Source organism: Clostridium ljungdahlii DSM 13528 (genome assembly GCF_000143685.1).
Classification (GTDB): Bacteria; Bacillota; Clostridia; order Clostridiales; family Clostridiaceae; genus Clostridium_B; species Clostridium_B ljungdahlii.
Map to the genome: position 1 here is coordinate 3,055,989 of NC_014328.1, position 22,033 is coordinate 3,078,021.

The 22,033-nt window shown below is 32.3% G+C and carries 20 protein-coding genes and 1 tRNA gene; all 21 read right to left on the reverse strand.

Translation table 11 applies throughout. The annotated features are described in order from the left end of the window. Positions 1–4 precede the first annotated feature (4 nt). Positions 5–670, reverse strand: a complete 666-nt coding sequence (locus tag CLJU_RS13645; RefSeq protein WP_013239408.1) for an amino acid ABC transporter permease — start codon at positions 668–670, stop codon at positions 5–7. Next, positions 671–1,426: an amino acid ABC transporter ATP-binding protein gene (locus CLJU_RS13650; protein ID WP_013239409.1), complete on the reverse strand. Its 756-nt coding sequence runs from the start codon at positions 1,424–1,426 to the stop codon at positions 671–673. Between the two features lie 193 nt (positions 1,427–1,619). Continuing rightward, complete coding sequence (locus tag CLJU_RS13655; RefSeq protein ID WP_013239410.1) at positions 1,620–2,801, reverse strand: mandelate racemase/muconate lactonizing enzyme family protein; 1,182 nt, start codon at positions 2,799–2,801, stop codon at positions 1,620–1,622. 13 nt (positions 2,802–2,814) lie between these two features. Beyond that, the gene (locus CLJU_RS13660) at positions 2,815–3,639 is read right to left on the reverse strand and encodes a MetQ/NlpA family ABC transporter substrate-binding protein (protein WP_013239411.1); all 825 of its coding nucleotides are present in this window, start codon (positions 3,637–3,639) and stop codon (positions 2,815–2,817) included. A 50-nt stretch (positions 3,640–3,689) separates the two neighbouring features. Further along, positions 3,690–4,352, reverse strand: a complete 663-nt coding sequence (locus CLJU_RS13665) for a methionine ABC transporter permease (RefSeq protein WP_013239412.1) — start codon at positions 4,350–4,352, stop codon at positions 3,690–3,692. Positions 4,353–4,384: 32 nt separating this feature from the next. After that, a complete protein-coding gene (locus CLJU_RS13670) occupies positions 4,385–5,353 on the reverse strand; it encodes a methionine ABC transporter ATP-binding protein (RefSeq protein ID WP_013239413.1) in 969 nt (322 codons plus the stop codon). A gap of 281 nt (positions 5,354–5,634) precedes the next feature. After that, positions 5,635–5,731 (reverse strand) — tRNA-Sec (locus CLJU_RS22335). A gap of 168 nt (positions 5,732–5,899) precedes the next feature. Beyond that, positions 5,900–7,807: a selenocysteine-specific translation elongation factor gene (selB, locus tag CLJU_RS13675; RefSeq protein WP_041705479.1), complete on the reverse strand. Its 1,908-nt coding sequence runs from the start codon at positions 7,805–7,807 to the stop codon at positions 5,900–5,902. 19 nt (positions 7,808–7,826) lie between these two features. Next, the gene (gene selA / locus CLJU_RS13680; protein WP_013239415.1) at positions 7,827–9,212 is read right to left on the reverse strand and encodes an L-seryl-tRNA(Sec) selenium transferase; all 1,386 of its coding nucleotides are present in this window, start codon (positions 9,210–9,212) and stop codon (positions 7,827–7,829) included. 216 nt (positions 9,213–9,428) lie between these two features. Next, the gene (gene selD / locus CLJU_RS13685) at positions 9,429–10,463 is read right to left on the reverse strand and encodes a selenide, water dikinase SelD (RefSeq protein ID WP_081442073.1); all 1,035 of its coding nucleotides are present in this window, start codon (positions 10,461–10,463) and stop codon (positions 9,429–9,431) included. Positions 10,464–10,639: 176 nt separating this feature from the next. Continuing rightward, a complete protein-coding gene (locus CLJU_RS13690; protein WP_013239417.1) occupies positions 10,640–11,794 on the reverse strand; it encodes an aminotransferase class V-fold PLP-dependent enzyme in 1,155 nt (384 codons plus the stop codon). A 96-nt stretch (positions 11,795–11,890) separates the two neighbouring features. Beyond that, on the reverse strand, positions 11,891–12,781 hold the full coding sequence (locus tag CLJU_RS13695; protein ID WP_013239418.1) for a selenium metabolism-associated LysR family transcriptional regulator: 891 nt from the start codon (positions 12,779–12,781) through the stop codon (positions 11,891–11,893). A 125-nt stretch (positions 12,782–12,906) separates the two neighbouring features. Then, positions 12,907–13,497 carry a DUF3841 domain-containing protein gene (locus CLJU_RS13700; RefSeq protein WP_013239419.1) on the reverse strand — a complete coding sequence of 197 codons (591 nt, stop codon included), beginning with the start codon at positions 13,495–13,497 and terminating at the stop codon, positions 12,907–12,909. Beyond that, positions 13,473–14,033 (reverse strand): DUF3841 domain-containing protein, encoded by a 561-nt coding sequence (locus CLJU_RS13705; RefSeq protein WP_013239420.1) that lies wholly within the window; start codon positions 14,031–14,033, stop codon positions 13,473–13,475. Before CLJU_RS13705 ends, CLJU_RS13700 begins: the two co-directional genes overlap by 25 nt. 322 nt (positions 14,034–14,355) lie before the next feature. Further along, a complete protein-coding gene (gene grdD, locus CLJU_RS13710) occupies positions 14,356–15,510 on the reverse strand; it encodes a glycine/sarcosine/betaine reductase complex component C subunit alpha (RefSeq protein ID WP_013239421.1) in 1,155 nt (384 codons plus the stop codon). 88 nt (positions 15,511–15,598) lie between these two features. Continuing rightward, entirely contained in the window at positions 15,599–17,134 is a 1,536-nt protein-coding gene (gene grdC, locus CLJU_RS13715; protein ID WP_013239422.1) for a glycine/sarcosine/betaine reductase complex component C subunit beta, read from the reverse strand. Between the two features lie 102 nt (positions 17,135–17,236). Then, entirely contained in the window at positions 17,237–17,713 is a 477-nt protein-coding gene (gene grdA / locus CLJU_RS13720; protein ID WP_013239423.1) for a glycine/sarcosine/betaine reductase complex selenoprotein A, read from the reverse strand. A gap of 21 nt (positions 17,714–17,734) precedes the next feature. After that, a complete protein-coding gene (gene trxA / locus CLJU_RS13730) occupies positions 17,735–18,058 on the reverse strand; it encodes a thioredoxin TrxA (RefSeq protein WP_013239424.1) in 324 nt (107 codons plus the stop codon). Positions 18,059–18,072: 14 nt separating this feature from the next. Continuing rightward, positions 18,073–19,020: a thioredoxin-disulfide reductase gene (gene trxB, locus CLJU_RS13735; protein WP_013239425.1), complete on the reverse strand. Its 948-nt coding sequence runs from the start codon at positions 19,018–19,020 to the stop codon at positions 18,073–18,075. Positions 19,021–19,115: 95 nt separating this feature from the next. Beyond that, positions 19,116–20,606 (reverse strand): glycine betaine uptake BCCT transporter, encoded by a 1,491-nt coding sequence (locus tag CLJU_RS13740; RefSeq protein ID WP_013239426.1) that lies wholly within the window; start codon positions 20,604–20,606, stop codon positions 19,116–19,118. 109 nt (positions 20,607–20,715) lie between these two features. Beyond that, complete coding sequence (gene grdH / locus CLJU_RS13750) at positions 20,716–22,029, reverse strand: betaine reductase selenoprotein B (protein WP_013239427.1); 1,314 nt, start codon at positions 22,027–22,029, stop codon at positions 20,716–20,718. Positions 22,030–22,033 lie beyond the last annotated feature (4 nt).

The following is a 22,033-nucleotide window of genomic DNA, read 5'->3' on the forward strand; positions in this document are numbered from 1 at the left end:
TTTTTTAACAAAATTTTTGAATTCTTTTCTCTACTAATCTTTGAATTTTTTCTACAAAAATTACAATTACTAGATAAATTAAAGTTACGCATAAATATGCTTCAAAAAAGCGCAGGGTTAATGCAGCTTCCGTTTTCGCCTTTGCCATTATATCTGCAAGACCTACTGTAAATCCTAATGCAGACCCTTTAATGATGCCGATAAATTGATTTCCAAGAGAAGGTAGTGCTACAACAAATGCTTGTGGTAAAACAACACGCATCATTGTCTGATATTTTGTCATACTCATTGAATAGCAAGCTTCTAGCTGTCCTACTTCCACAGATTCTAAAGCTGCTCTTAAAGTTTCTGCCATAAAAGAAGCTGTATTTAATGTAAGAGCAATTACAGTTGCTTGGAATGCCGTCATAGATTTTAGTGCTGGAATTACACAAGGAAGACCAAAATACAACATAAATAGTTGTGCTACAAGTGGTGTTGCTCTAAAAAATGTAATATATACACCAAATAATTGATATAATCCCCATACTTTATAATATCTTATAATTGATATTACAACAGATAACAATAATGTAAATATTAATGATACTAGAGATATTTCAATTGTTAATTTTAATGATGGTAAAACAATTGGAAACAGATTAATAAACCATTGAAAATCAAAATTCATTTATTTATCCCCCATACTATTTGCTGTCATTGTATTTACAAATTTTCTAATTCTCTCATTTGTACAATTTTGAAATATTTCTTTAGGAGTTCCCATTCCTGCAATATAACCATCCTCTAAAAAAATCATTTTATCAGCAACCTCTTTTGCAAACTTCATTTCATGAGTTACAATCAGCATTGTTTTGTTATGCTCTGCTGCCAATTGTTTAATCACAGTTAACACTTCTCCAACTAATTCAGGATCTAAAGAAGATGTAGGTTCATCAAATAAAATCACATTTGCATTCACAGCCATTGCTCTTGCAATTCCTATTCTTTGTTGTTGCCCACCAGACATTTCTTTGGGATATGCATCCCTTTTTTCTAAAAGTCCTACTTTTTTAAGTAAAGCAACAGCTGTCTCTTCAGCTTCCTTTTTGCTTTTCTTTTGTACCGTTACCATAGGTTCCATAATATTTTGGATAGCAGTTTTATTTTTCAATAAATTATAATTTTGAAAAACCATGGATGTTTTTTGCCTTAATCTATAAATATCTTTTTTAGAAGCAGTTTTAGCATCCACAGTAAAACCATCAATTGTAATTTTACCTTCTGTAGGCTTTACTAAAAAATTAAGACAACGAAGAAATGTGGACTTACCTGTACCTGATGGGCCAATCAATACTATGACCTCACCTTTTCCTATCTCAATATTAATATCTTTTAAAATAACAGATTGTCCAAATTGCATTTTTAAATGTTCAATCTTAATCATCTTACTGTATCCCCTAACTTTCTCTCTATATTTCTAATTGTTAACATACTCTATTTTCTTCAAACCAGTCAAAATATTCTAAAATCAACTCTTTTGTCAGCTTCCATGCCATTATTGTCTCATTATACATTACTTTTGTGATTTTCAGGATTTCAAGAATTGCTTAAAAATCAAGAGTTATAAAGACTATCTATTACTTTATTGTAACTAGAATACTATTTTTAAACACATAATCGGACCATTCATTCCCAATACCTGGTAAATCAGGTACTTCAAAGTATCCATTTTTAGGTTGGTAATCATAAACGCATAATTGCTTATTGTATTGATGTAAATTATATACATGATGTTCATGAATTGTAAAATTAGGAATAGCTGCTTCTAAATGCAAGGCTACTGCAGTGGATAATGGGCTTGCACAAACATGCATCTGAACGCCTACATCATAAATATGTGCTAAATCACATATTTTTTTCCCTTCTGTAATCCCCCCACAATTTCCCAAGTCTGGCTGTATTAATTGAATTGAATTATTCTCAAAATATGGAGCATATCCCCACCTTGTATATATACGTTCACCTTGTGCAATAGGAATATTCAATTTATCACATACAAACTTATTCATTTTAGGGTTTGGTGTACATGGTTCTTCAAAAAATAATATTCCATATTCTTTTGCAAGTGACCCAATTTGAACAGCTACTTGTGCATCAATATATGAATGATTTTCCATAATTATATCTACATTTGATCCTACTGCTTCTCTCACTGCTTTTAAACGATTAATTACCATATTTACATATTTGGGAGATTGAAGTCTTGTTGTTGTCTCGCTGTTATATCTTGTCCCATCAGGAGCAAAAGTAAAAAAGTCTATTTTTATTGCATCATATCCTTCTGAGACTGCTTTTTTTGCATAAAAAACATAATCTTCAATGCTTGCTGCAGCTACTTTTGTATCTCCCCATCCAAATTGTAACTGGCTTGCATAACATCGTAACTTATTACGCATTTTCCCACCTAAAAGCTGATATAAAGGCATTTTAAAATATTTACCTTTAATATCCCAAAGTGCAATATCTATAGCTGATATACCAGAAAATATTACTGGCCCTCCATTTTGTGCCCAGAATGTAGATTTATATAATTTTTCCCAAATAACTTCATTATCTAACGGATTCATACCAATAACCTTTTTTGAGAGATCTTGAATAATACCAAAAGCTCCTGTAGCTCCTACCCCATAGGCCATAGCTGCTTCACCATCACCATATATACCTTCATCTGTATAAACTCTACATACAATTGGGGACCATCCAGGATTATCAGTAGACTTTACGTCTACAAGCATTACATCTATCTTTGTTATCTTCATATTATTCTCCTTACTATTTACCTGGCACATAGCAGCCTTTAAATATTTTATTAATATCCTTTTTCATTTCAGGTGTTGTATACGCATCAGTTAAATCTTTTGCCCATTTTGCATTTGCATTGTCAGGACTTACTACAAATCCTACTCCAAAATTATATAAATCATCTGAAGTATAAATTTCTGTATCTTGGCTAATTTTATTACTTACTTGAAACATCTTTGCACTTAAACAGATATCTACATCTGGAAGTGAACTCATAACCTGTGCAACATTTACAGTTGTAAATTTAAGATTTTTAGGATTTTGAGCAATATCTAATGTTGTCGGCACAGTTACACCATCTTTAATTTTAATCATTCCTGCTTTTTGTAACATCAAAAGTCCTCTTGCTTGATTACTTGAATCTTCTCCCAAACAAACCTTTGCGCCATTAGGAATGTCTTTGATATTTTTCCATTTCTTTGAGTAGATGCCAAATACATTGTAATGAATATATGGTTTTAACATTACCATATTGCGTTTCTTTGATTTATTATATGCATCCATCCATGGTTTATGTTGATGTAGTGAAGCATCAATTTCACCTTTCATACATGCTTCATTCATTGTTGTTGCATCTTCCATTACTATAACTTTAACATCATATCCAAGCTTTTTTAATTTGTTTATTGCTACAGGATCATTCACCTCATCATAGTTAAAGGCTACACATGCCAACTTCAATGTCTTTTTATCCTTTGAAGCCCCATTTTTATCAGTGCCTTTGTTTCCACATCCCATTAACATAACTACTGACATGACAACACACAATAATACACTTAAAACTCTTTTCTTCATATTTTCCTCCTTTATATACTTTTTAATCGTTTGCATAATTCCACAATCATTTATCTAATCTTTTTATACACAAAATCGCCTATTACTTGAATTAAAATAACCCATACAACAAGAACTAGAACAATAGAATACATTACTTTATCATTATTGCTTTGATAACCATATTGAAGTGCAGAAGCCCCTAATCCTCCAGCACCAATAGTTCCTGCAACAGCAGTGAAATTTAATACTTGAATTACAGATAAGATATAACCTGATACAAGTGATGGCAGTGCTTCTACAATAACTACTTTAAAAATAATTTGCATGTCAGAAGCTCCAAAAGATTTTGCTGCTTCCACTAATGATGGATTTACCTCTTTTAAACTATTTTCAAATATACGTGCCATGAATGGTGTTGCAGCTACTGTTAATGGAACAATTGCTGCCTGCCAACCAATACTGGTTCCCACAATTAAACGTGTCAACGGTATAATTGAAACCATTAATATAATAAATGGAAAGGAACGTATAACACTAATCAAAGCATTTGAAATTGTATTAACTGTTTTATTCGGTCGTATGCCATCTTCTCTTGTCATATACATAATCATAGCCAATATAAATCCAAAAAAACCGCCTAATAAAGCTCCTAACACAAGCATTTTTAATGTAGCAATACATGCAGGCAACATAATTCTATTAATAATTTCTTCCCATGGTATATCCCTCATTTTGCTGCTTCCTTTCTCTAATTGTTAAGTTTCTACATTTTAGCATGTATTTTTTTATAAATAACATGATGTTGTTTAAAATATGAAAGAAAACTTTCTTCATATTGTTCTTTAAAATTTATAACAAATTTTGCCATTTTTTCTTTTCTAAAATGTTCTACCTTTCCATCTACAATAGAAAATGGAATTTGTACCTCTATTGCCAGTTTAGACAGCAATGCATCATTTTCATCAGATTCTGTAGTTATTAATTGATAATTGCACCCTTCCAATAATTCATAATCTTCAGTTCCTAATAATCTTTGTAAAGCATCTGACTGTCTTGTAAAAATTTGTCGAACGTCCCCATTTTCAACAATTCTTCCGTTTTCTAATAATGCTAATTTTGTGCATAATTGTCTTACAACTGACATCTGGTGTGTTACAAACACTATTGTGATCTTCAATTCCTCATTGATTTTCCTTAGTAGCGTTAATATATCTTTTGTTGTTCGAGGATCTAATGCTGATGTTGCTTCATCACATAGCAATATTTTAGGTTCCATTGCTAAAGCCCTGGCAATTGCAACACGCTGCTTCTGACCACCACTTAAATTATTAGTTTTCACATAAAGCTTGTCCTTAATATCTACTAATTCTACAAGTTCCTTAACTTTTTTATCTATGTCTAATTTTCCTAATTTCCAACATTTCATTGGAAGTGCAATATTTTCATATACTGTTTTTCTTTCTAGAATTGAAAATTGTTGAAAAATCATTCCAATATCTTTTCTAAATTTTCTTAATTCATTTCTATTTAATGAATTAACTTTTATATTATCAATTATTACATTTCCCTCTTGAAAGTTCTCTAAGCCATTAATACATCTTAATAATGTAGATTTTCCTGCACCGCTTCTTCCAACTAACCCAAAGATTTCTCCATCATTAATAGTTAATGAGATTTTGTCTAAAACATTCAATTTTCCATAATTTTTGCTAAGGTTCTCTATAACTATCAATTTTACTCCTCCATTCTACACAAAAAAATAATAATATAAGTATTCCATGAAATATTATTATGCTAAAATTATATTATGAAAACCATATCATTTGCATTGGCTTTTAATCTTTCAACAATAACTGACTTGATTATACAGCCTTGCTATTATTACGTCAAATTTGAAAAAATTATAAATATTAACACTTCTATACTAATATTTTATACTTGTCCAATTTTTGGAAAACAAAAAGACATCTAGTAAACTTTACAAATTTACTAGATGTCTTGATATTCTATTAATGGCGGGAATATGTGGGAATCGAACCCACCCGTCATGGTCTTAGCACGACAGAACGGTTTTGAAGACCGCCAGGAACACCAGAACCTATCTACTCCCATATTTAATTACATAAAATATTATAAGATGTACCATTTATTATGTCAACATTTTTCGTCTATTTTCTTATCACTTTATGTGATTAATTATATTACATTTTATGATACAGCTATAATATAATTAAACTGTTTACTAAATCAAAGTAGCTTTTTTTATAATTCTTTAGTATTAACAAAGCACCCTCTTATCTCCTAATCTTTTAGTTAACTTTATACTGTCAAAATGTCCTGCTAGTGCCTCAGCATATTTTCTGCTTGTATTTAACTCATCTCTTAGTTCTGCTAAAGTCATACTTCCATTATTAGTTATAATATTTATAACTAATTCTTTAACCTTTCTGTAATCTTCTAACAAAAAGAAACAATCCTCTGATACTTTTACTAAAATACCTTCATCCACTATAGAATCAAATACCATCCTAAAGTTTTTAGTATCCTTCTCTTTTGTCTCAAGTTCATTATATTTAGGAGGTGAAAATTTACCAGCTTTAAAAGATTTTATAATGTGTTCTCTTATTAATTTTTGCTCTTTAGTATAAGTTATACTAAAGTCTGGAAGTGAAATAAAATTGCCATGTATAAGTAATAATTTTTCACTTACTAGCAAATCCATTATCTGACCATAGGTTTTCTGATTCAGTGATTTCCCGAACACTTTATTTTTTATTTCTTCTTTAGATATCCCCCATTTAAGTGGGTTTTCCTTATGGTATTTATCAAGTATATTAACTATTTCAGCTATTTTTTTATTAATAAAACATCTATGAACGTAAATTGCTTTATCTCCTCTGTCAAATTTCACTATTTTATTTTCACTTATTAATTTTTCTAGCTTTTCCTCAATATTTTCCTCATTTTTCCCCAATGATTTTAATATGTCTGTGATCCTTGGATATTCCTTACTTAAGTTTTTAATAGTATTTTCTAATATACTTTCAGCCTTTCCACTTTCCTTTATCTTTAACTCTTCAATATATTGCTGGTCAAATCGTTTTGCTTTTTTAGCAAGTGGCTCAATTATAGATCCACCTCCTATAGTATTCATAGGTGAGTAGCTTCGTATTACATATCTATCATTTCTTTGAGCAGTTAGAGGTTTTTCTAACCTTAGCTGCACATATGCTTCTTCTCCTGGCTCCACCTGATCTTTATTTAATATAACAACTCTGCATATGATCTCACTTGTCCCATGATAAAGCCTTACTCTTTGCCTATTTTCTAAGGGTTTTAATGCACTTTTTAAATAATATAATTTACAATCAACCATTAAGGATGGTTCCATTAAATTTTCAACAGATATTACATCTCCCCTTTTAACATCACTTACCTTTACATTTGCTATATTTATAGCACATCTCTGTCCTGCTTCAGCAGCCTTTACAGACTGATCATGCACTTGAATTCCTCTTACTTTAGATACAAGCTTTGTTGGGTAAATTTCTATTATTTCACCTTCCTTAATGGATCCACTTATAACTGTTCCTGTCACTATTGTTCCAAATCCACTTATCGTAAATACCCTATCTACCGGAAGCCTAAAATGCCCTTGCACGTCTTTAGCTTCTGCTTCTTCTGTAAATTTGTCTATATCTCCTATCAAATCATCTAATCCAACACCAGTCTTAGAAGATACTGAATGAATTGGAGCATTTTCTAAAAAAGTCCCTTTAAATTCATTTTTTATATCTTCCTTTACCATTGATAACCACTCTTCATCTACTAAATCTGACTTTGTAATGACAACAATACCTTTTTTAACGTCCAATAATTGAAGAATTTCAAAATGTTCTCTTGTTTGAGGCATTATTCCTTCATCTGCAGCTATTACTAAAATAACTATATCTATGCTGCTTATTCCTGCTAACATATTTTTAATAAACTTCTCATGCCCTGGCACGTCTATAATTCCTGCTCTTTTACCCGATGGCAGATCAAAGAAAGTAAATCCAAGATTTATAGATATTCCCCTTTCTTTTTCCTCTCTAAGAGTATCTGTTTCTCTACCGGTTAAAGCTTTTATAAGAGTGGTTTTTCCGTGGTCTATATGTCCTGCTGTTCCAATTATAATATGTTTCATATACATTACTACCTCTCTTTTAATCTAAAAAAATAAAAGCATTTACTATTATATCAAAATCTTTATCAAAAATAGTTCTTACATCTAATATAACCTCATTATTTGAAATTCTAATTATTATAGGAGTTTTATTTTCTCTTAATTTTTTTTCTAATTCTTGTGGAGAAAACTTATCACTTTCTACCTTTATAACATATGTATCTATTTTTTCTGTAGGCATTGAACCTCCACCTACTATTGAATAATCTTCTTCTAAAGCAAATTTAAAGTTTTTAATTTTGCTTTCAAGTTCCTCTTTAAGCCTTTGTGCCCTTTTTTTATGATCACTCTTTTGGCTTAGTATCATATGCAATGTAGGTATGTTTTCTACAGCCTCTTTTTCATCTAAATAATACTTAAGTGTTCCCTCTAATGCAGCAAGTGTCATTTTATCTATTCTCAATGCCCTCGTAAGTTGATTTTTTTTCATTTTATCTATATATACTTTTTTACCTATAACTATTCCTGCCTGTGGTCCCCCAAGCATCTTATCTCCACTAAAAGTAACTACATCTACACCTTTTTTAATACTTTCCTGAACTGTAGGTTCATGTGTAAATCCATATTTTGAAAAATCTATTAATGTACCGCTTCCTATATCTTCTACTACAGGTATTTTACTCTCATACCCTAGCTTAACCAATTCTTCTAAAGATACATCCTCTGTAAATCCTAGAATTTTAAAATTAGATGTATGTACTTTTAGTAAAACACCAGTATTTTCATTTATATTATTGCCATAATCATATAAATGGGTTCTATTTGTTGTTCCAACTTCTACAAGCCTTGCTCCACTAAAGCTCATAACATCTGGCACTCTAAAAGAACCTCCTATTTCAACTAACTGCCCTCGAGATACAATTGCTTCTTTATCCTTACACAAAGTATTCAACACCAGCATAACTGCAGCTGCATTATTATTTACAACCATAGCAGCTTCTGCTCCTGTCACTCTCTTAATGAGTTCTTCAACGTGGCTATACCTTGAACCCCTTTGTCCTTTCTTCAAATCATATTCCAGGTTATTATAGTTATCAGCCACATTTACAACATTCTCTAAAGCCTTTTTAGCTAATAGTGATCTCCCTAGATTAGTATGTATAATAACTCCTGCAGCATTTATAACTTTTTTAAATTTTGAACCTTTCTTCTCTTCTAAAAGTTCTAAAAAGCTTTTTAATATATTCTCTTTTGAATATTCATCTATACTGCCACTTAATATAAGCTCTCTATAGTTATCTATAGCCTCTCTTAATGTCTCAACAACAATCGTTCTCATTGTAAATTTTAGTTCATTGTTTACTATATCTTCTTTTAGAAGTTCATCTATCTTTGGTAGATCTCTTAACAGTTGATTCTTTTCCATTTTATTTCCACCTTCTAAACTATTCTAAAATTTTGCATCCTCATTGCATTTATCTGCTACCTCAAGCATAATTTCATAATCGTTATATACACTTTTAGACATTAAGTTCAACAGGCTATTAGAATTAATAGAAAGATTATCCACTTAAGCCATCGCCTTTGAAATTGCATCTTGAATCTTGAGTACCATTTTCTTTGATTGTTCTGCCTCTTAGACTTATTCTACTATTATATAGCCCTCTTCTTGCTTAACTATTACTTCCCCAATAATCGCTGATGGTAATTCCAATTTTGAAAGTTCCTCTATTATTTTAGGACTTTCCTTTTTTGAACAAGTTATTAAAAGCCCACCCGAGGTTTGAGGATCAAATAATATATCTTTCATCCATTCTGGAGTATCTCTAAACTCAAATTTACCTTCTATATATTTTCTGTTATTATAAGTTCCTGCTGGTACAAGTCCTATTTCTGCATACTCTTTTGACTCTTTTATATAAGGTATTTTATCCTTATATAATTTAAAAGTGACACCTGAAGCTTCGGCCATTTCATATCCATGCCCCATAAGTCCAAAACCCGTTATATCTGTGCAAGCTGAAATATTATAATTTACAATTATTTCACTCGCATATTTATTTAAAGTAGTCATAACTTTTACAGCTTCATCATAAGCTTTCTTTGATGCCATTCCTCCTTTTATGGCAGTGTTTATTATTCCAGTTCCTAAGGGCTTTGTTATAATAACATCCTCTCCTACTTTCGAACCAAAATTTTTAAGAATTTTATCTGGATGGATTATTCCCATTACAGATAATCCATATTTGGGTTCATCATCCTCTACCGTATGACCACCAATAACTACTGCTCCTGCTTCAATTACCTTATCTGCTCCCCCTCTTAATATTTCCCCTAAAATATCTATAGATAAACAATTTGGAAAACACACTATATTTAAAGCTACTGTCGGTTTTCCACCCATTGCATATACATCACTTATAGAATTTGCTGCAGCAATTTGCCCAAAAGTATAAGGATCATCAACTACTGGGGTAAAAAAATCTAATGTTTGTATAACTGCCATTTCATCATTTACCTTATAGACAGCCGCATCATCAGAGGTCTCTATTCCCACTATTAAATTTTTATCTTCCATTTTAGGTAACTTACCTAATATTTTTGACAGGGTCTCCGGCCCTATTTTTGCCGCTCATCCTGAAGTTTTACTTAACTCTGTAAGTCTTTTTTGAGCCACATTGACACCTCCTACTAAAATTTCACACTTTATATCCACTTTACTTCTCTTTTTCACTTATAAATTATTGCCAAAAATTAAAAAATATAACTTTAGAATCAGTCAACAGTAAATGTGGCCTTTTCAACAAGCTACCACTATGAAAATTTTAAGATGTGAAACCTTTGACATCTTTTTTAGACAGATCCTAATATTAAGTTTAGTGCATATAAAGTGTAGTCAATATCTTTTTTGTCGTTAAATGGCCCTAAACTAAATCTTAAAGTTCCTTCAGCAAGAGTTTTTATAGTTTTATGAGCTAAAGGTGCACAATGTAATCCTGATCTAGCCATTATTCCGTAATCTCTATCTAAAATAAATCCTAATTCGGCATTATTAATTTTAGTTGAATTTATAGAAATAGTAGGGGTTCTTAAAGATGCATCTTTAGAACCATAGACTTTAATAGAAGGTATGTTTAAAAGTCCATCAATAAAATGTTGGCAAAGCTGTTGTTCTTTTTCTTGGATTGATAAAATTCCTGCTTTAGTTATATAATTAATCCCTGCAAGTAATCCAGCTATACCAGGTGCGTTTAATGTTCCACTTTCAAATTTATCAGGAAGAAAGTCAGGTTGGGTTATACTTTTTGACAGGCTTCCTGTACCACCTTCAATAAAAGGTGAAGCTTCTTTATTTAAATCATCATCAATTAAAAAGCCACCTGTCCCTTGAGGACCTAAAAGAGACTTATGTCCTGTAAAAGCTAATGCATTGCAGCCTATTTCAGAAAAGTCTACAGGTATAGCGCCAGCACTCTGAGCAGAATCTACTATAAAATAAATACCTTTTTTCTGACAAATTTTGCCTACTTCTTTTAAAGGTTGAATGCTGCCTATTATATTAGAAGCATGAGTTAAAACTACTAGCTTAGTGTTAAGCTTAATAGCTTTTTTAAAATCCTCAATATTGAGAATTCCACTTTCTGGACATTCAATTATATCTAGATCAATGTGTTTAGTTTCTTTCAGATTAGAAAGTGGTCTTAAAATTGAATTATGCTCCATAGATGAAGTAATAATATGCCATCCTTCTTTTATGACACTTTTTAATAATATATTAAGTGATTCAGTTATATTTGACGTAAAAATTACATTTTCAAGTTTGTTAAAATTAAAAAGCTTCATTAAAGCTTCCCTACAGCTAAATATAATTCTGTCTCCTTCTAAAACATTAGCATATCCACCTCTGCCTGGATTTGCACCTATATTTTTCATATAATTAAAAACAGAATAATAAACATCTTCTGGTTTTGGATAACTAGTTGCAGAGTTATCTAAGTAAACTTTCACATTTGCACCTCCCTAATTCATTTAATGGTTTTATGTACGAACAATTACCACATATAAAAGACAATATTATATGTTAACATATAATTCCAATATTTATTAGAACTTATAACACCTCTTACATAGATTAAAAAAAGCATTTGCAGCAGGAGTAAGAGTTCTCTTAGAACTAACAATTAAATAAATATATCTTTTAAGAGAAAGGTTTTTTATACAGCTTTCTTTTATGAATCCTAATGATATATAATCTTTAAATGTGTTTTTTGAAACTATGGATATCCCAAGACCATTTTTTACAAACTTATAAAGTGCATCTAGATTGTTCACTTCAAAATACACATCTATACTTGAAACATCTATTCCTTGTTTTTTTAGAATGTCTTCAAAGGCTTTACGAGTTGCAGATCCTGGTTCTCTTAATATAAATTTATATTTAAGTAGAAAGTCTATGTCTATGATATCAGGGAAATTAAAATCTGACGGAGATATTACAACTAGATCATCTTCCATGATACTATAAGTCCTAATCTTTTCATCATTAACAAATTTACCTACAAAGCCTATTTCACAATTAAATTTTATAATATCTTTAATTATTTTATCAGAGCTTTCTTCTACAACATCAAATGAAACATCAGGGTATTGCTGATGAAAATCTTTTATTAAAGAAGGCAATATATTATTACAAGGGGCAGTACTTGCTGATACCCTAAGCTTTCCACTAACTGTTCCACTAAACTTTGCAAGATTATAGATAGCTTTATCACGGGAATTTAAAATATCTATAGCATATTTTAGAAATGACTCCCCTGCAGGTGTTAGAAATACTTCTCTAGATGTTCGGTTAAATAATTGTACCTTTAATTCTTTTTCTAAACTAGCTATATGAGCACTTATAGCAGGTTGTGATAAAAAAATTGAGTCCGCAGCCTTAGAAAAGCTTTTAAACTTTGCTACATTAATAAATGCTTCTATTTGATTAAACTCCATTAAAATGTCCTCCTGATTACATGATTATTCATCAATTTTTGTTCTTTTACACAAATAGGATTTTATGGTACGCTTCATTAATTCTTGCTGTATAATACTTTAAGCAAATGTTTTTTAGTTATTCATTAAAAGGAAGATTTAATATCAATAATCCATTCTTTTTTAAGCTCCCATAAGCCTGCTTGTAAATTTTTTTCCTTCATAGCTCCAGACTTTATTAGCTGATGATATTTAAATAAATTATCCCAGCTTTTTTTTACTTTTGATTTTAAATTTGGATAAAAAGGCTTGGTAACTATGTCTGACTCAATTGAAATATTAAACTTTGCTAACATATCCTTGTGAATTCTTTCATCCTTTTCATCAGCAGCTAAATATTTTAGATTTAAAATCTTATTCCAATCTTCAGCTCTAAAAAAAACACATTCTTCTACCGGCACTTCCAAAGAAAGCAGGTAATTGCCTGGATACGATCCAGCATAATCTATTTTATTATGTGTCCAAAATGGATACTCAGCATGTTCAGGCTTTTTTACAATATTTTGTGCTTTATTTATATACCAATTATATGCCTCTAAAAATATTCTTGAAATCTCCTGATACTTTTTTACAATGAATTCTCTTTTTACATAGCATACCTTATTTTCCATTAACGCTTTAATAACCTCTGGACTTTGGGAAGTATATAGTATTACCTTATTACTTTTTGAACCCATTCCTTTTTCACCTCCCAAATTGTACCCTGCTTTAAATTTGACAATGAATAAGAATTGTCAAATAATCTACTCCAACTTTTAATTATTTCACTTTTAAGATGAGGGTAAAAACCGCTTATATATGCATTTGAACAATTTGATATTCCATAATTATTAAGTTTTTTATCGTATTCTTCTTCATCTTCCTTACTTAATGGAACATACCATAAATTCACTACTCTACCCCATTTTTCTGTATCCGTCACAATGACCAAATCCTTATCTACTAAAAGCTCTAATATAACAGTACCAGGGGTTCGTTGAAGCATAAAATCAGGAGTTATTGAAACCCATATAGGATATTTTACGTCGTTAGGTATTGGAACTATTTCACTTGCTTTCATAGTGTACCAAGAATACACTTCAAAATAATATTTTGCACAGTTTTCCAGTTTGTTTTCTATATATTCTCTTTTTACAATATATCTTTGTTCCTTTTCCAAAACATCAAGAATATTCTTATCCTGCCTAGTCCATATTCTTATTTTTTCTTTCATAAAAATCACCTTATTCTTAATTTATATATAAAGAACTTTTCTATAAACCTGCTAGACTTTCTTACTGAAACTATGACAACATGAATTATCTCAATACATAGATAATCCCAACAGACACTTAACTTATGTAAAGAAATATATTAACATTCTAAAAGACATATTTAAATACCTTTGACATAAGCCTCAGCTCAGTATTTTATAAAGTCTTAGTATCTTTGATATGTTTCATGTATGAGTTTACCAATAATTCTTAGACTTTTAAGATACTGAGCTTTAGACTTATGAAAAGTATTTATTCTATCCACCGTGTTTGTGTATAATACTATTTAAATCCATTCTTTACAAGTACATTAATAGCGTTTTCGCTTTCATCTTCACTTACCAAAACTATTGGTCCAGTGCAGCCCATTCCACTCTCAGAATATATTCCTTCCTTCCAAAGTGACTTACAAGCATCTTCAAGCTCAAGAATATCAATTCCAGGTATCCCATAAGTTACTACTTTTTTAGGTGGAATCTTAACTTCTTCTACTGCAGCTGCAGGCTTTTCCTTTTCAAGGATTTTTCCTATTATTTCTTTTAAACCTGCTTTATTGGCATTTTTATATTCAATATCAGCAAGCTGCAATAAATTATTTTTTGCAGAAAGTGCACAATATTTTAATGCTTCACAAATTAATGGAGCTCCTGATGCTCTAGATACTATATTAATTATCTTATCATAGCCTTCTCCTACTCCTGGACCATATCCATATCCAGTAGTTTCATAATTTCCTCCTGTTGTAAATGATGCAAATATCTTTACAAGCAAGTTACCTGTTAAGGAGTCACAAATCATAACATCAGGTGTTCCTGCCAGCAGGTCATTTCCTCTCATGACTGAACCTCCATCAGCTCTTAAAGATTCACTAAAAGAAAACTTATATCCTCTGCTTTGCAGTTCTTTAAGTGCTCTCTCAACTCCTCTAGCTCCATCTACATTTAATATGCCAATCTTAGGATCTTTTATTCCGCAAGCTTTTGCAACGGCTATTCCATTTATAGTATTTTTAATCATTCCTTCAACTCTATGGGTAGCTGTTGTTCCTGTAGTTGTAGCAATTATCATTTCTTTTCCTAACCCTGGAGTAATAACTTTTCCAACTGTTGAAACTCCTATAGGAAAATCAAAATGCTGAGTGACACATCCGTCTATTACTTTATTATCTAACAACTCTACCATTTTTTTATGGCCTTCTTCAGCATCACTAACCTCAACTATTTCAAAGTCTCCTTCAACTTTAGGTCCTATTAAAACTATATCAAAATCACCATATTTGCTCTTGGCAAGTGCTGCAGCTTTAATCATCTCGTCCACACCATGTTCTGAACCAAAAGTGGTTAATCCAATTTTAACTCTTTTTCCGAAGCTTCCACTTATTATTCCATCAGCTATTTCATTAAATACTTCTGAAATTACTTTTTTAGTTTGCTCCACGCTGCTCCCTCCTTTTTGTTAGTATTCATTTTTCAATTTGCAATGTTTAACTAGAAATTTTCTTTTCTATGTCAAAACTGACTACTTGTTATTCTTCCATCATTTGAGCAGCAAATTTCTTAAATTCTTCAGCTATCATGCTCTTAATTTCTTCTTTTGAAACCGTATTAGTATCATCTACAATACCAGAATTCTTTTCTACTAATATTGATATTCCATCAAACAAGTTAGTCATTCTTCCTAAGAACAAGCTTCCTTTTCCTATTAACATAAAGTTATTTAATTTTCCTGACATTATATGTTCAATACCATGACCAACTATAGGAACTCCTGATGGTATGTGCCCTTGTGTTGGCGCATATCCTGGATATCCATGTTGTTTTACAAAGTTTGGCAGTTCTTTTCTATCTAGCTGCCCATTTTTTACTGCAAGAGCTCCTATCATCTTGTAATTTTGAGTTGGAACATCTCCTGCCCCTGCAGGTTCAGTTAAGTCTGGAGTCTGCAGTTCCGGCGCAAATTTATCAACATCAGTAATCTTTAATCCATTTTCAGTTAATGGATCTAAAACTAATGCTTCCAATACTGCCTGTGGTGCAGCACCATGAGATATACTATGTCTTCCTATAACATCTGTTCTTATTACAGGACTTACACCATCATTTTCTGATATCAGTATTGCAAATCCTCCTAAGCAATCTTCTAAAACAGGCAATCCCTTTTTAACATGATCTCTACCATTCATTCCAAGCTTAGCAGTGGAACCACCAGCAAACACAATGACATTCTTATAAACTCCTGCTTTAACTAATGCAGCTGCATTAACTATTGAATGTGAAGGGCCAGCACAAAAACCCCTCATGTCTATACCAGTAGCACCTTTGATTCCTGCAATTTCACCACAAGCTTTGGCTATATTTCCACCGCCTCTTTGATTCATGTCTCCAATAGCTTCTTCTGAACATTCAATCATATATTCTACTTCATTTACATCTATTCCTGAATTTTCAACTAAATGCATTAGAGCAAGAACTCCTGATGCTTTAACTGATAAATTTTCAACAATTATATGTGAAGTTAAATTTTTATCAAATTCATGTGCTCTTTTTACGCATCCTACAAGTTTATCATTTAAATATAAACCTTCAGCTACATGATCTTCTACCAATTTCTCTATATCAGCTAGACAAACACCTTCCTTTAATTCATCTGCTTTCTTACTTAAAATTGGACGTGCCTTAAACTTTTCTCTAACTGTTTCAGTAAAATTCTTTTCTAATAAGACAAGATCAAATACATCACTTACCTTAATTAGTCCATAGAATTCATCTTCAGGCATTATTTCTCCAAACTTACCAAACCTTGATGCACCATCAATTTTTTCATCATACCAAGGTCTTTTTCTTTCACTTAATTCTTCTGGAGTCATGTTTCCTATATAAGTTTGATTTGGTGCATAACCAACTACATCCTCAAATGATCTTAAGTGATTCGGCATTTCTTTTAAATACTCTGACTCTGGATTCGTTTCTCTTTCTAATGTTTGAGTAGTACCATTATGTATTGTCATATCCGGTGCATTTACTAATACATAGGCAGCATTTTTGATTACTGGAAAACTCATTAAAAACCCTCCTTAATAATTTCAATTAATATATGCTGGAAAATAGCATACATTTCTGCATGCCATTTTCTAATTTTTTCTAATTATTAAATGTTATATGGACTATTTGTTATATTTTGAATAACTGTCTCTAACAGTTTTTACCTCACTAATAATTTCATCCACATCAAGAACCATTTCCATCATTCCACATTGTTCATCATAAACAGCTGGATCGAATTCTGCTTTAACTTCAGGTTCTACTGCATGATATACACCAAGTCCTAATGCTATTCCAGCAAGAGGTCCTGCAAATGTTGGATCTCCAGCACATACTGTTTCTGCTGAAAGTCCTGATGCTTCTGCTTCTGCTCCTCCTAAAATTACAATTACATTTTCTGCGCCATATTTTTCAGTTAAATCTTTTACTCTTTGTTGGATCTCCAGATCCATAGCTCCAGCGGCTGTTCAAACAAAGCATTCTGTTGAAACAAATATTGCTTCTCCTTTAGCACTTTTAACACATTCTTCTATAGCTGGACCTGGAATTCCATCTCTATCTCCTATTGCAATTACTTTTTTTCCTTCTAATAAACTCATATCTTTTCCTCCTTAATTATGTTAAATATTTATATGCTTTTTAATCATTGCCTCAATATTTTCTTTATTAGCATCGTCCTTTACAACTTCTTCAATCTTTTCTCCATCTTTATAAAGAACAATTGTTGGAAGGCCGAGTACTCTCTGAGAAATAGCTAATCTTCTAGCTTTTGTAGTATTTAGTTTACAAAACTTTACCTGATTACCATACTGCTTTGATAGTTCCTCCACATCAGGCATCAATGCTTGACAAGGTACACAACCGTCTCCAAAATAATCTACAAGTACATAACCCTTAGTTTCCAAGACTTCATCCTTAAATGTATTTTTATCCAAAATTACCATTTTAACTCCACCTTCTACTCTTCAAAATTATTTTCTATATATTTTCCAGCCTCCACAGCTGCTATTGCTCCATCTGCTGCAGCTGTAACTACCTGTCTCAATGGCTTTTCCCTAATATCTCCTGCTGCAAATACTCCAGAAATATTAGTTTCCATTTTATCATTTGTTATAATATAGCCTGCCTTATTCATTGTAATTTTATCTTTAAATAGACCATTTATAGGTAAATAACCTACAAAGACAAATACTCCAAATGTTCCATCCTCTTCATCAGCGAAATATTCATTTATTTCTCCAGTTTTTGTATCTTTAAATACAGCAGATTCAAGCAATCCATCACCTTTTAATTCTGTTATTACTTTATTCCACATTATTTCAACTTTAGGATTTTTAAAGGCTTTTTCCTGTATGGATTTTGCTGCTCTAAGTTCATCTCTTCTATGAACTATAGTAACCTTTTTAGCAAACTTCGTCAGATAAAGAGCTTCTTCAATAGCTGCATCACCTCCCCCTACTACAAAAACTTCTAGATCTTCAAAAAATTCTGCATCACAGGTTGCACAGTAAGACACGCCTTTACCAATTAACTGATTTTCCCCAGGACAGCCAATATGCCTTGGAGTAGCTCCAGTTGCAATGATTACAGCTTTAGCCTGATATTCTTCTTTAATGCCTTTGAGCCTTTTTATTTTTCCAGTAAAATCTACTTCTTTTATCTCATCTTTTTTTCTTTCTGCTCCAAAGCTCTCAACCTGTTCTTCCATCCTGGCAATTAAGCTGGGACCTGTAGCCTCTTTTATTGACCCTGGATAGTTGGCAACTTCATCTGTAATTACAATCTGTCCACCTGCCTTGCTTCTTTCTAGTAGCAAAGTTTTCATCTTAGCCCTTGCTGAATATAAGGCTGCAGAAAGTCCGGCAGGACCAGAACCTATTATAATAACATCATAAATATTATTCATATTGCACCTTCTTTCTTAATATTTCAATAATATTTACTTACTACTTATATAAATTTACTTTTAGTTCGCCATTTTTATATACTACTATTTCTTCTTTAAACTTTCTCTTCCCGAAGAGCCTTGTATATGCTGTAGCACATGACAAGCATAATCAGCATAAACGGAAAGGCAGCGGCAATTGAAGCCGTTTGAAGTGTCTTTATAGCAGCTGTTCCTCCTACTAAAACAAGCATTATTGTGATAGCTCCTTGGGCAATTCCCCAAAACCCACATAGCTTTTTACTTGGATTCTGGTCTCCCCCAGATGTAAACATGCTCAGTACATAGGTAGCTGAATTAGCAGCTCCAGCAAAGGAAGCAATGATCAGTACAATCGCAAGCGGCGCAGTGATAACATAAAGTGGTAGATGCTGCAACGTTGCAAATAAAGCTGTGGAAATATCAGTTTTAACTGCTGCCTGAATTGCACCGTGTGACAACGCATCTAGATTAAATGCTGCTCCACCATAGATTGCAATCCATATAAGACAGAAACCTGCAGGCAGGAAGACTGACGCTAGTATGAATTCGCGAATAGTACGACCTCTGGAAACACGTGCTATGAACTGACCTACAAACGCTGCCCATGCAATATACCAAGCTCTGTAGAATATCGGCCAGGCTTTAGTCCATTCAATATTGCCCATCCACAAACTCTGTCCCATAAAGTTTTGAATATAATCACCAAACGTATGAGTGAAAGTATTTAGTATAAATACCATTCCACCAAACAGGAAGATAAATACCATAAATCCAATTGAAAGCCATACCTTCACATCAGCAACAGCCTGCATTGCCTTATGTAGTCCAGATACAGTAGCAAGCGTAAATATCGCTGTCATAATTGCAATAATAACAGCAGTCATACCAGGTGTCGCTGTAATTCCCCAGATATATTGTATCCCTGTGGCAATTTGAGCAGCTCCTAATCCTAAGCTGGTTGCTACTCCAAATATCGTAGCAAATACCGCTATTATATCAATTGTTTTACCAATAGGTCCATAAATACGATCACCAAGAATTGGATAAAAAGCCGAGCTGATTAAGCATGGAAGACCTTTTCGATACTGGAAATATGCCAGAGCTAAACCACAAACCGCATAAATAATCCAAACATGAAAGCCAAAATCATTAAATACAATTCGCATAGCATCATGCATAGCTTGCGGAGTCCCCGGTTGCCCCACCGGTGGTGACATATAATGAGTCATTGGTTCAGCAATCGCCCAAAAAACCATTCCAATACCCATTCCCCCTCCAAATAGCATAGTAAACCACTGGAAAGTTGTAAATTCTGGTTTTTCATCATCCGCCCCTAGCTTGATATTACCAAAACGACTGAGAGCAATAATAAATATGACTACTGTAAAGATAAATACTGACATAAGATATAGCCAACCGAAATTAGTAGTTAAAAATGCTAACACACCATTGGCTGCTTTAGCCATTTGAGAAGGCAGGATTATACTAAATGCTACAAATACCAAAGCTATACCTGCAGAAACATACAGAACCGAACGATCTTTTGACTTTTGTTCATCTGACATAATTAATTTTCCTCCTTCACAAAATCAATCTAAATAGGTCTCATTCATTTTAACAAGACCTATTTAGTTACATGAAACTCCTTCTTCTTTCGTCGAATGAGTAAATGATTTAGATTTTTACTTTAAAAACAGTTTGTTCTTGAATATCAGTTGCAAGGGCATCTAAAGCTACACCCACTCTATGATATCTTAATTTCCATTGCTGCTCTTTAGAATCTGCAGGATTTCCAAGTGGATATGGAATGGAAATGGTTGGTACTATCCTATTTGAACCTACTGTTGTTGCTACAGGAATTAAATTACACATTTGAACAACTGGGAAACCAGCTCTTTCAATTTCTTTTACCATCGTTGCACCGCAACGTGTACAAGTTCCTCAGGTGGAAGTTAATATAACTCCATCTACTTTATCTCCTTTTAAATACTCTACAATTTCTTTGGCCATTCTAGCTGCTTCACCTTGAGTTGTACCAGTTCCTACAGTTGAATAAAAATATTCATGAATTTTCCCTATTTTGCCTTCTTTTTCATATGCTCTTAAAGCATCTAAAGGAACTATGACATTAGGATCAGCATTTGCTGCAGCTGGATCAAAACCTGCATGTATTGTTTTAAATACTCCTGATTCCAATCTATCCATCTTGGAGTAATCATATCTGCCCCATCTTGTTGCAGATGCAGATTGTATTCTGTCAGGGTTATCCACTGGAACTATTCCTCCTGAAGTTACTACTGCTATATTAGCTTTACTTAGGTCCTTTATAGCAGGAGCTATAGCTACTGTATCCTTTTTAGGAATAGGAAGTTCAGTTTCAAATTCCTCACCATTAAGCTTTTTAATGAGCATTTTTACAACTCTTTTAGCTGCAGGTTCTTTGGATTCAAGCCATATCTGATGTCTTTTACCTCTTCCGTAATAACCTTCTGCATCTGCCCATAAAAGCTCTTCACCATTCAATATTTTATTTCCAAAATCAGCCATGGCTTTCATGTCTTTTTTCATTCTTCCTGCATTATTTCCGCCTTTGAAAATGTATACATCTTTCTTAAACATCTCAACTCCAGGATTTTCAACATGCATAGATGATATTACTGGTACATTAAATCTTTCTTTTACTGCTTTACATATAACTCCGCAGGCATTTCCATATCTACCTGCTTGAAATGCAGGTCCTGCAAAGAATATATCAAATTCTTTTCCTTCAAGGAAGCCTAATATTCTGCTTACTGCTTCCTTTTCATTAGATCCCATAAAGTTATCACCACATATTATAGTGTGGGTAACTTCAGCATCTTTAAGAAGTGCATTTAATGCCAAAGCTGGTCCAACTTGTCCTTCTCTAATTTCAGGTTCAAAATCAGCTTTTTCTTCTCCTCCTATTTGTCCAAAGAATTGATTTATATATAAAATTGCCTTTTTCATATTA

What these genes read in the sequence shown, in the direction of transcription:
- CLJU_RS13645 (WP_013239408.1), bottom strand. Translation starts at nt 670, where the DNA reads ATGAATTTTGATTTTCAATGGTTTATTAATCTGTTTCCAATTGTTTTA.
- CLJU_RS13650 (WP_013239409.1), bottom strand. Translation starts at nt 1,426, where the DNA reads ATGATTAAGATTGAACATTTAAAAATGCAATTTGGACAATCTGTTATT.
- CLJU_RS13655 (WP_013239410.1), bottom strand. Translation starts at nt 2,801, where the DNA reads ATGAAGATAACAAAGATAGATGTAATGCTTGTAGACGTAAAGTCTACT.
- CLJU_RS13660 (WP_013239411.1), bottom strand. Translation starts at nt 3,639, where the DNA reads ATGAAGAAAAGAGTTTTAAGTGTATTATTGTGTGTTGTCATGTCAGTA.
- CLJU_RS13665 (WP_013239412.1), bottom strand. Translation starts at nt 4,352, where the DNA reads ATGAGGGATATACCATGGGAAGAAATTATTAATAGAATTATGTTGCCT.
- selB (WP_041705479.1), bottom strand. Translation starts at nt 7,807, where the DNA reads ATGAAACATATTATAATTGGAACAGCAGGACATATAGACCACGGAAAA.
- selA (WP_013239415.1), bottom strand. Translation starts at nt 9,212, where the DNA reads ATGGAAAAGAATCAACTGTTAAGAGATCTACCAAAGATAGATGAACTT.
- CLJU_RS13695 (WP_013239418.1), bottom strand. Translation starts at nt 12,781, where the DNA reads ATGGAGTTTAATCAAATAGAAGCATTTATTAATGTAGCAAAGTTTAAA.
- CLJU_RS13700 (WP_013239419.1), bottom strand. Translation starts at nt 13,497, where the DNA reads ATGGGTTCAAAAAGTAATAAGGTAATACTATATACTTCCCAAAGTCCA.
- CLJU_RS13705 (WP_013239420.1), bottom strand. Translation starts at nt 14,033, where the DNA reads ATGAAAGAAAAAATAAGAATATGGACTAGGCAGGATAAGAATATTCTT.
- grdC (WP_013239422.1), bottom strand. Translation starts at nt 17,134, where the DNA reads ATGAGTTTTCCAGTAATCAAAAATGCTGCCTATGTATTAGTAAATGCA.
- trxA (WP_013239424.1), bottom strand. Translation starts at nt 18,058, where the DNA reads ATGGTAATTTTGGATAAAAATACATTTAAGGATGAAGTCTTGGAAACT.
- trxB (WP_013239425.1), bottom strand. Translation starts at nt 19,020, where the DNA reads ATGAATAATATTTATGATGTTATTATAATAGGTTCTGGTCCTGCCGGA.
- CLJU_RS13740 (WP_013239426.1), bottom strand. Translation starts at nt 20,606, where the DNA reads ATGTCAGATGAACAAAAGTCAAAAGATCGTTCGGTTCTGTATGTTTCT.